The sequence below is a fragment of the Hymenobacter sp. genome (assembly GCF_031398885.1).
Taxonomy (GTDB): Bacteria; Bacteroidota; Bacteroidia; order Cytophagales; family Hymenobacteraceae; genus Hymenobacter.
Window position 1 is genome coordinate 26,951 of record NZ_JANNOD010000079.1, and the last position, 10,007, is coordinate 36,957.

Genomic DNA, 10,007 nt, shown 5'->3' on the forward strand with positions numbered 1-10,007 from the left:
ATCGGTAAGGATTGGAAGCCAAATGTCGGGATTTCAGTCGGTAGACAAAAATGCGGCCGAACTTTTTACTGCTTTTTTCAGGAAAAATAATAATATTCCTATCCTGCCCCCACCCTTGGGCTACCGCCCAGAAACCTACGACGCTGCTCTAACAAGCGGTTTGAGTTGGCATTCGAACGAGGCACCGCCGCGCGCCTCCCCTTTTCCCGGCGGCTTTGGGCAATGTGTTGAATACTGGTCAAAACAGCAAGCCTTGCTCGCCCGGCTCCGCCGCGGCGGCGGCCGGCGCTTCCGCGGCGGGGCCTTCGCCGGGCGCTGGCAGCAGGGCCAGCAGGTCGGTTTCCGAGATGATGGGCACTTTGAAGCCCAGGGCTTTCTCGCGCTTAGCGGGGCCCATGTTGTCGCCGGCCACCAGGTAACTCAGTTTTTTGCTGATGGAGCCCGTGATTTTGCCGCCGTTGGAAACAATGAGCTGCTGCAGCTCGTCGCGGCTGTGCTGCTCAAACACGCCGGAGAGCACGAAAGTGAGGCCCACCAACCGGTCGGACGCCGGCACCGGGGCAGCGCCGGTCACGGCCAGCTGCACGCCCGCCTGGCGCAGGCGCGCCAGTAAGTCGCGGTTTTCGGGCTGTTGCAGCCAGTGCGCGGCGGCCACAGCAATCACGCCGCCCACTTCGGGCACGGCCGCCATGTCTTCGGCCGACGCGGCCATTAGCGCCTCCGCGGTGCGGTAGTGGGCGGCCAGCTTCTGGGCCACGGTTTCGCCCACGTAGCGGATGCCCAGGCCGAAGAGCACCCGCGGAAAAGGCACCTGCTTGCTGGCCTCGATGCCCGCTATTAAGTTATCAATACTTTTCTCGCCGAGGCGCTCCAGCGTCACCAGCTCGGGGCGGCGGGCGGGCAGGTCGTAGATGTCGGCGGGCGTGGCCACGAGGCCCAGCTCGAAGAACCGGCCCACGGTTTCGGCGCCCAGGCCGTCGATGTTCAGCGCTTTGCGGCTCACGTAGTGCTCCAGGCGGGCCCGGAGCTGGGGCGGGCAGCCACGCTCGTTGGGGCAGCGGAAATGGGCTTCGCCCTCGGGGCGCACCAGCGGGGTGGCGCAGGCCGGGCAGGCGGTGGGATACTGAATGGGCACGGCCTCGGCGGGGCGCGCCGCGAGGTCCACGCCGGTAATTTTGGGAATGATTTCGCCGCCTTTCTCCACGTATACGAGGTCGCCGAGGCGCAGGTCCAGGGCTTCAATCTGGTTGGCGTTGTGCAGCGTGGCGCGCTTCACCACGGTGCCGGCCAGCGGCACGGGCGTGAGCAGGGCCACCGGCGTCACGGCCCCGGTGCGGCCCACGTTGTAGATGACCTGGTTGAGGCGGGTGCGGGCGGCCTCCGCCGGGTATTTGTAGGCAATGGCCCAGCGCGGGCTCTTGGCGGTGTAGCCCAGCTGGTCTTGCTGCCGCAAATCATCAACTTTGATAACGATACCATCCGTGGCCACGGGCAGCTCGAAGCGCTTTTTGTTCCACTCGTGCACAAAATCCAGGACCTCGGCTAGGTTCGCGCAGCGCCGCCAGGTGTCCGACACCGGCAAGCCGTACCGGCTCAGGGCATCCAGGGCGGCGCTGTGGCTGGCGAAGTGCCGGCCGGGCGTGAGCAGCGAGTAGGCAAAGAAGCGCAGCTTGCGGGCCGCCACCTGGGCGGAATTTTGCAGCTTGAGGGTGCCGCTGGCGGCGTTGCGCGGGTTGGCCAGCAGGGCTTCGCCGTTTAGCTCGCGCTCGGCGTTTAGCTCCGCAAACACCGGCAGCGGCAGAAACACTTCGCCGCGCACCTCGAAATCCTGGGGCTGGTCGGGGCCGGGGCGCAGGGCCAGCGGCAGGCTGCGAATGGTGCGCACGTTGGCCGTCACCACGTCGCCGCGGGTGCCGTCGCCGCGGGTCACGCCCTGGGTCAGCTCGCCGTGCTCGTAGCGCAGGCTCATGGCCACGCCGTCAATCTTCAGCTCGCACACGTAGGCGTAGGGGGCGCCCTCCAGGCCGCGTTGCACCCGCTCATCAAATTCGCGGAGGTCGTCCTCCGAGTAGGTATTGCCCAGGCTGAGCATGGGGTAGCGGTGGGCGGCCGTCGGAAACTGCTTGGTGATGGTGCCGCCCACGCGGCGGGTCGGCGAGTTGGGCAGGGCCAGGTCCGGGTAGGCGGTTTCGAGCCGCTGCAGCTCGGCCAGCAACTGGTCAAACTCCTGGTCTGGCACCTCCGAAACATCGAGCTGGTAGTACTGGTGGTTGAGGTGGTGCAGCCGCTCGGTGAGGGCCACGAGGCGGGAGTGGGCGGCGGAAGAATCGGCGGTCATGGGGGAAAGCGGGTGCGGTGATTAAACAAAAGAACGCCCTGCCGCGCTCCCCGCAACATGACGTTCATTACGCTTGTGAAAAACCTCGGGCCTCAGTCCTGCACCAGCACGCCGTCGGCCAGAAAAGTGAGCTGCTGCTCGTCCTGCGTGATGGCGGCAATTTCCCGGTCCGGCTTGCCGGCGTCCTGGGCGTAGTGCCGCAGCTCTTCCTTGGGCACCGTGCTGCGGTGGGCCCAGCCGCTCACCACCACGGTGTGGCCGCTGAGGTCTTTGGGCACAAAAAACGCGTAGTCCCGGAAGCGGACGCGCATTTCTTTGCCGTCGGCGGTGGGCAGGGTCATCCAGCAGCCTTTGGCCTGGCACACGGCCGTGGCCTTGCCGGTTAGCTTCACCCGGGCCGAGTCGCGGGTGCCCAGCGCGACGTTGAGGGCGCTCATGGGCACGGCGCCGGCGGGGGTAACTACCGCCCCGTAGGTCTGGCCGGGGGCGGCGGGGGCCACGCGGGTGCTGGGGCCCTCCGCCTCTTCTTCGCGCTCGGCGGCTTCGCTCGCGCCCTTGGGCACTTCCGAGTTGTGGCCGTTCACTTCCTCCTGGCCTTGCGGCACCGGCAGCACGGGGTTGATGGGCGCCGAGGGCACGAAGCGGATGTATAGCAGGATGGCGACCAGCACGCCAACGAAGGAAAGGAAGTATTTCATGGCTCAGGAGGTTTAATCGGACGCGCAAATTTAGGACAAGCCGGCAGGACCGTCCGCGCCGTCTCCTGCTTACGTGTCTTTCCGCCCCGCTGGCTACTGGCTAATGATAACGGCCTTGCCCAGCTTGCGGGCAAAGGCCATCCGGCGCTCGGCCCCGCCGGCGCCGGTGTAGTCAAACCCGAAGGCGCCGGGGTCCGCGCGCAGAGCCGACCACGTTTGGGGGTCCAGCTCGGCGGGCTGGTCGGCATTGGGGCCCACGGCCGGCTGGGTGAACCGCGCGTCGGCAAAGAAACTGTTCATGCCCTGCAGGATGGCAATCTCCTGGTCGCGCACGCTGGACGCCTGCGGGTCGAGCAAGGCTTTTTCGCTGAGCAGGGCGCGGGCGGGCAGCACCTCGTGGCGCAGCGTGTCGCCGGCATTGTTCAAAACGATGAGGTGCGCCTGCGCCGTGAGGATGCGGGGCCCGCGCAGTTGCAGCACAAAATTGTCCTTGATTTCGGGGTCAGAGAAAATGTGGGAGGTGCTCACCGTGTTCAACACCGTCTTGTTGCCAACGCGGCCGCGCTCGCCGATGGGGGGCGTATAGGTGGCGCGGGGGTCCCGGCTGGTGCTGCTGGCCTCGCGCTCGGTGCTCACGCAGGAGGCCAGTTGAAGGGTGAGGCCAGCCAAGAGGGCCAGGCCAGAAAAGCGAAGCGGAGAAATGGTCATAAAACAAAGCCCGGCACCGGAGCCGACCGGAGGACGAACGAATAAATGGTGGGAAATCAGGGGCGCAGCTTGGTGCCCGGTCGCGGCCTAGCAAATATTTGACCAGCAATAAAGGCGCGGCCCGACGAAGGATTTTTACGGCGAAATCTCAACAATGGGTTCGCTTGGCGCCCGGCCCGCGGCTAGAACAACCCGACTTCCACGCCCACCACCACGCGGGGCAGCTCGGGCCAGGCGGCGTAGCCCGGCCCGAACGCCGACGAAAGGCGGTAGCGGGCGGTGAGGGCGTACCGGTCGATGCCGAGGCGGGCGCCCACCCCGCCGGTCCAGCGCCGCAGGTAGGGCAGGCCGCGCTCGGTGGTTCCGACGGAGCCGATGCCGGGGGCGGGGTCGTCCTCGGTGGTGTGGCGGGTGGCCGCCACCCAGCCGCCCCCGGCCAGCAGGTCCAGGTAGCGCCCCACGGCGTTGCCCCGGCGGCCGGCGTTCAGGCGGAAGCTGGCTTCGGAGCACACCTGGTGCAGGCCCAGGCTTTCGCGGCGGTGGAGGGCCGACGAAGGCACGGTTTTCTGGCCGTTTTGAGCCAAATCGTAGCGCAGGAACGCATAACTCAAATCCAGGTTGCAAGCCAGGGCCTGGCTGAGGCGCACCTTGAGCCGGCCGCCGCCGCGCAACTCCGCCGAGCTCACCCCGGACCGTAGTGCCGCTCCCCGGCCGGCCGGGCCCGCCACCAGGCCAAAGCCGAAATGCAAATGCCCAAAGTAGCGGCGGTTGGGCCCGAACGTGGTTTTTACCGTGTCGTCGGCCACGTTGGCCTGCACCAGCACCTGCTGCGCCCGCGCGGCGGTGCCCGTTGCGGTCAGGGCCACCACTGCGGCCGCCAACCGCGCCGCCCGTTTAATCCAGGCCGTCAAACGATGGCCGGGCATCGTCGAGTCAGGGGCGCCGCGCGTCATTCCGAGTACGTGGCGGTGTAGCCTCTGAAGTGCACCCGGAGCACCCCACCTTCGCGCAGCAGGCGCCGCGGCACCTGCACCACCAGGCGCTGGGTGACGGCCCGGGCTTCGTAGCGGCGCAGCACCCCGCGGCGGTCGGCCAGGTTCCAGTAGAGGTAGGCGGGGTAATTGGGCTCAGGCAGCAGGTCCAGCGGCGGGCTGCCCGGCGGGGCGGGCTGCTCGCGGCCCACGGGCGGCACCGGCTCGTCAGCCGGGGCTTTGCCGTCGGCCGCCTCCGCGGTGCTCTGCACGCCCGCGTCGCGGTAGTCCACCACCAGCGGCAGCATTTCGGCGGGCCGCCGCGCCGCTTCGGGGCGAATAATCACGGCCACCAGGCTGTCGTGGGGCGTAAAATCAAACGTTGGAACCAGCGCCGGCGGGGCGGGCAGGCCCGCGGCGGGAGCGGCGGCAAACTGCTGGTAGCGCGGCCGCCCGTAGCCGTGCGCGTAGTCGAAGTACGGGTACAGCTCGGCCGAGTGCTCCAACCCCTGAAACAGCTGCATGGCCGTGAGCTGGCGGTTTTTTTGCCACAGGCACGCCGCCAGCCCCGCCACCAGCGGCGCCGAGAACGAGGTGCCCTCCAGCCGCTCGTAGCCGTTGGGCGTGGTGGTGAGCACCACGCCAAAGGCCGCCAGGTTGGGCTTGGGCCGCCGGTCGGCCGTGGGGCCAAAGGAGCTAAAATCGACGTGCAGGCCGGTTTCGGGGTCGAGCCCGCCAATGGCCAGCACCGAGTCGGCATCGGCCGGCGTGCCGATGCGCACCCAGTCGTCGTCGCCGTCGTTGCCGGCGGCGCTCACCACCAGGATGCCTTTGCGGGCGGCCAGGTTGGCGGCCCGGGCAATGAGGCTGTGGCGGCCGTCCATCTGCTCGGGAAAGTACCGCTGCTGGGTGTAGGCCAGCGAGGAATTGATGATGTCGGCCCCTTGGCGGTCGGCCCACTCCACGGCCGCCAGCCAGGCTTCTTCCTCGGCGTAGCTTTCCCGGTGCAATTGTTCGGTGCGGGCCAGCAGGTATTCGGCGGCCGGCGCCAGGCCCAGCGCGGGACCCGGGCCGCCCGTTGCGGCGGGCAAGCGCCCGGCCAGGCACCCCATTACTTCGGTGCCGTGGCTGCCGCCCACGTACACGTCGTCGCGGTTGCGCATAAAGTCCCGGGTGGCCACCACCCGCTTGCTCGCCATCAATTCCTCAAACGCGGGGTGCGCGGGCAGCCCGCGGAAGCCCACGTCGAACACGGCAATGCGCAGGCCGCGGCCATCGAGGCCGGCGGCGCGCAGCGCGGGGCCGTCGAGGTGGGCGGTTTGGCGGCGGGCCAGCAGGTAGTCGTTGGCCGAAACCGAATACCTGGGGGGTGCTGAAGCAGCATAACGATGCGGTGAGGTCTCGGGCCGGCGGCCAGCAACCGAGGCGTGGCGCCACGGCCATGCCGCCACGCTTCGTACGCCGGGCAGTCGCCGCAGGGCCGCTGCTTGCGCGGCCGTGGCCCGGCACGCCACCGCGTTGAACCACCGGCTCACCAGTGCGACCGTGTCCACCGTCGCCCGCACCCGCGCCAGGTAGTCGGCCCGCACGGGCAGGTCGGTGGCTTCGTAAGCGGGCAAGTGCTGACGAACCCGCCGGGCCCGGGCCGCGGGGGTGAAATAGTGCGCCGGGTCAAACTCGACCCCGTCCTTGTCGCGCAACGTCACCCAGTAGCGAGCCGTGGGGGCAGCGCCGTCTTGCGCCGCCGCCCTGGGCACCTGCCACGGCAGGACCGTCAGCCCCCACACAAAACACAGCCAACACCTATTCAACATCGAATTTATCTGCTCGGTTACGCTAAAACCACGTCCACTAATACCCGCTAAGGCATCCCTCCCACGGGCTCCCCGAAAGCCGCCCGTTCGCCGCGTGCATCAGCTAAAAAGCGCTGTTGCCGCCGCGCATTGGCTGCTTCGAAACGCGTGAGGCTTGATTCAAAGCAGCCCGCAACGCGGCTTACAGCCCGTATTTGCTCAGCAGGTAAATCAGCGACGCCATGCTGGCGCCGCCCAGCTCCAGCTCGCGGCGGTTCACCTTGTCGAACGTGTCGGCGGCGGTGTGGTGGATGTCGAAGTAGCGCTGCGAGTCGCAGTCGTAGCCAATGAGGGCCTTGGGGTTCACGGCGGCTTTCAGGGGCTCGATGTCGGTGCCGCCGTGGCCCACGGCGAGGCCGGCGGCGTGGTAGGGGCTCAGCAGCGGGCCCCACTTCGCCAGCTTGGCCATCACGGCGGGCTCGGCTTCCACGTTGAAGCCGCGGGGCGTGAAGCCGCCGCCGTCCGACTCGATGGCGGCAACGTGGTTTTCCTTGTTCTGCGCGGCCAGACGGGCGTATTCCAGGCCGCCGCGGTTGCCGTTTTCCTCGTTCATAAACAGCACGGCGCGCACCGTGCGCTCGGGCCGGAAGCCGGCGGCGCGCAACAGGCGCAGGGCCTCCATGCTCTGCACCACGCCGGTGCCGTCGTCGTGGGCGCCCTGGGCCAGGTCCCAGGAGTCGAGGTGGCCGCCGACAGTGATGATTTCCAGCGGAAACTTGCTGCCTTTGATTTCGCCCACCACGTTGTAGCTTTTCTCGTCGGGCAGAGTGGCGCACGCCATTTCCAGCTCAAACTGCAGGTCGGCGTTGGCCCGGAGCAGTTGGCTGAGCTGGTCGGCGGCGTTGGTGCTCAGCGCCGCCGCCGGGATTTTGGGACCGGCCGGGTTGTAGTTCGTGCTGCCGGTGTGGGGGTTGTCGTCGCGGGCGCTGGTGAGCGAGCGCACCAACGCCCCCACGGCGCCGCGCTTGGCGGCTTCCATGGGGCCGGCCCGGCGCTGGTCGCCGGCGCGGCCGTAGGCGACGCCGGGCTCGATGAGGTTGTCCTCGAAAGGCCGGTTGAAAAACACGAACTTGCCCTTAACGGCGGCCTCGGGCAGCTGGCGCAGCTGCTCGAAGCTCTTGACCTCCACCACGCCGGCCTTGAGCTTGCCGCCGGTGCCCACCGAGCCGCCCAGGGCGCACACGGCCACCTTGATTTCCTTGCCCTTGTTGCCCACGATTTCACCGCGCTCCTTGGCCCCGCGCACCCAGTGCGGCACCATCACCTCCTGCAGATACACGCGGTCGAACCCGGCTTTTTCCATGGTGGCTTTGCCCCACTCCACGGCCTGCTGGGCCTGGGGCGAGCCGGAAAGCCGCGCGCCAATGGTACCGGTGAGGTAGCGCAGGTTTTCGTAGCTCTCCCCGCGCAGCAGGCCTTCGTCGAAGATTTTGCGCAGCGCGAGTGAGTCGGCGCGGTCGGCGGCGCCGGTGGCGTTGTCGGCCGGAGCGGTTGTAGCGGGCTTCGCGCGCTGGGCCTGGGCCGGCGCCAAGCCCGCCAACACGGCGGCGGCAGCCAGCGCGGCACGGCGGCCCCAAGCGGCAAAAAGTGGGTTTGTCATAAACGAAACTTGGAAGCCCCGAACGGCGGGGCGGGGCGGCTAAAGTACGCGGCCGGGCCCGGCTAGCGGGGCAGCGCCGTTTTGGCCGAGGCGTCTACCCGCCGCTCGGGGCCGTAGCCGCGCACACCCACCACCGGCAGCACCCCGTCGGAGATGCGCACGGTGAACAGGTAGTCGTACTCATTTTCGCCGATTTCTTCGACGGGCCGCGTGCCACCCAGCGACTCGATGAGGGGCAGCAGCGTGTTGGAGTGGCCCACGACGACCACGGTTTTGCCGATGTATTCCTGGCGCAGGCGCACCGCCAGCGCGGTGGTTTCCTTCGGGTCGTACACCTGCGGCTCCAGCTTGGTGGCCGCGGCCAGCGGGGCCAGGGTGGCGCGGGTGCGCTTGGTGTCGGTGGTAAACAGGGCCACCGGGCGGCGGCGGGCCAGCAGCTGGCTGAGGGCCTGCGCCCGCACCTGCCCCACCGCCGAAAGCGCGGGGTCGGAACTGAAGACTGAGTCTTTTTCGGCGTGGCGCACGAGGTAAATCGTCGTCACCTCGGGTTTGGCCGGTGCCTGGGCCTGGGCAATGGCAGGGAAGCCGAGCGCGACCAGGCCCGCCAGCAACGAAAACCGGAGAAAAAAACGTGCGGCCATAGCAATGGGAATGGGGGAATCAAGGGCTTTATTACCCGGGCAAATTACGGCACAATCGACAGATACAAGCTGCGTACGGAGCATCGTACTCACGCGCGCTACCCAGCGCCGAGGGCGGCATTTTTACGTCGGCGTGGTATCCAAGCAGATGATGTTGAAGTTAGCCAAAACGTGGTGGCGACGCCTCCCTGCGTTGCCCAGTGGGCCAAAATCGCTCAACGGCGAGACGCCGAGAGGCGTCCCTGCCCCGTGCTGGGGGCCTGAGAATTAACGCAAACCGCTGCTGAAAGAATAACTCCGGCCACTTCCTAGCTCTGGGTGGCGGGGCCGTAGTCGCCGGAGGGCACCGGCTGGAGCGGCGTCTCCACGGCGGGCTCATCCAGGGGCAGTTGCCACCGGGTGCTGAGCTGGGCCAGGCCGTGGGCGGCGGTGAGGTCGAATTGGCAGGGCACCACCGACACGTAGTTGTGGGCCAGGGCCCACTCGTCGGTGTCGGTGCCCGGGTCGAGGTTGACGAACGAGCCAATGAGCCAATAGTAGGGCCGCTGGTAGGGGTCGAGGCGGCGGTCGAATTCTTCCTGCCACTTGGCGCGGGCCTGACGGGCCAGGCGCAGGCCGGCAATGGGCACGGCCGAATTCTTGGGAATGTTGACGTTGAGGGCCGTGCCGGCGGGCACGCCATCTTCCAGGGCGTGGCGGCACACCTGGGTCACCCACTCGGCCACGTGCGAGAAATCGGCCTGCGGGCCGTACTCGCAGAGCGAAAAGCCCACGGCGGGCAGGCCCTCAATGGCGGCTTCGATGGCGGCCGACATGGTGCCCGAGTACAGCACGTTTACCGACGCGTTGGAGCCGTGGTTGATGCCGGATACCACCAGGTCGGGGGTGCGGTCCTTGAGCACGTAGTGCTTGGCGATTTTTACGCAGTCGGCCGGGGTGCCCGAGCACTCGTAGGCTTCCACGTCGGGCCCGAACACGGGGTTTTTGGTGAGGCGCAGGGCGTGGCCGATGGTGATGGCGTGGCCCATGCCGGACTGCGGCGAATCGGGCGCGACAACCACGACTTCGGCGCCCATCTGCCGCACAATTTCGACGAGGCAGCGGATGCCGGGGGCGGTGATGCCGTCGTCGTTGGAAACGAGAATAAGCGGGCGGGGCATGAGTTGAATTAACAATTAACAGTGAGCAATTAACAATG

At 67.7% G+C, this 10,007-nt stretch carries 8 protein-coding genes; all 8 read right to left on the reverse strand.

Going from position 1 to position 10,007, the window contains the following annotated elements; genetic code table 11:
- Positions 1-238: 238 nt before the first annotated feature.
- Positions 239-2,338, reverse strand: coding sequence for an NAD-dependent DNA ligase LigA (gene ligA, locus RMO51_RS15410; protein WP_310396057.1), 2,100 nt, complete (start codon positions 2,336-2,338; stop codon positions 239-241).
- A gap of 92 nt (positions 2,339-2,430) precedes the next feature.
- Positions 2,431-3,036: a DUF4920 domain-containing protein gene (locus RMO51_RS15415; protein ID WP_310396058.1), complete on the reverse strand. Its 606-nt coding sequence runs from the start codon at positions 3,034-3,036 to the stop codon at positions 2,431-2,433.
- 93 nt (positions 3,037-3,129) lie between these two features.
- Complete coding sequence (locus RMO51_RS15420; RefSeq protein WP_310396060.1) at positions 3,130-3,744, reverse strand: hypothetical protein; 615 nt, start codon at positions 3,742-3,744, stop codon at positions 3,130-3,132.
- Positions 3,745-3,926: 182 nt separating this feature from the next.
- A complete protein-coding gene (locus tag RMO51_RS15425; protein ID WP_310396063.1) occupies positions 3,927-4,697 on the reverse strand; it encodes a hypothetical protein in 771 nt (256 codons plus the stop codon).
- The gene (locus RMO51_RS15430; RefSeq protein ID WP_310396065.1) at positions 4,694-6,529 is read right to left on the reverse strand and encodes a S8 family serine peptidase; all 1,836 of its coding nucleotides are present in this window, start codon (positions 6,527-6,529) and stop codon (positions 4,694-4,696) included. The genes RMO51_RS15425 and RMO51_RS15430 overlap by 4 nt, the downstream gene beginning before the upstream one ends.
- 181 nt (positions 6,530-6,710) lie before the next feature.
- Positions 6,711-8,168: a M20/M25/M40 family metallo-hydrolase gene (locus RMO51_RS15435; RefSeq protein ID WP_310396068.1), complete on the reverse strand. Its 1,458-nt coding sequence runs from the start codon at positions 8,166-8,168 to the stop codon at positions 6,711-6,713.
- A 62-nt stretch (positions 8,169-8,230) separates the two neighbouring features.
- Entirely contained in the window at positions 8,231-8,809 is a 579-nt protein-coding gene (locus RMO51_RS15440) for a phosphoglycerate mutase family protein (protein ID WP_310396070.1), read from the reverse strand.
- Between the two features lie 308 nt (positions 8,810-9,117).
- Entirely contained in the window at positions 9,118-9,969 is an 852-nt protein-coding gene (gene surE, locus RMO51_RS15445) for a 5'/3'-nucleotidase SurE (protein WP_310396073.1), read from the reverse strand.
- Between the last annotated feature and the right edge of the window lie 38 nt (positions 9,970-10,007).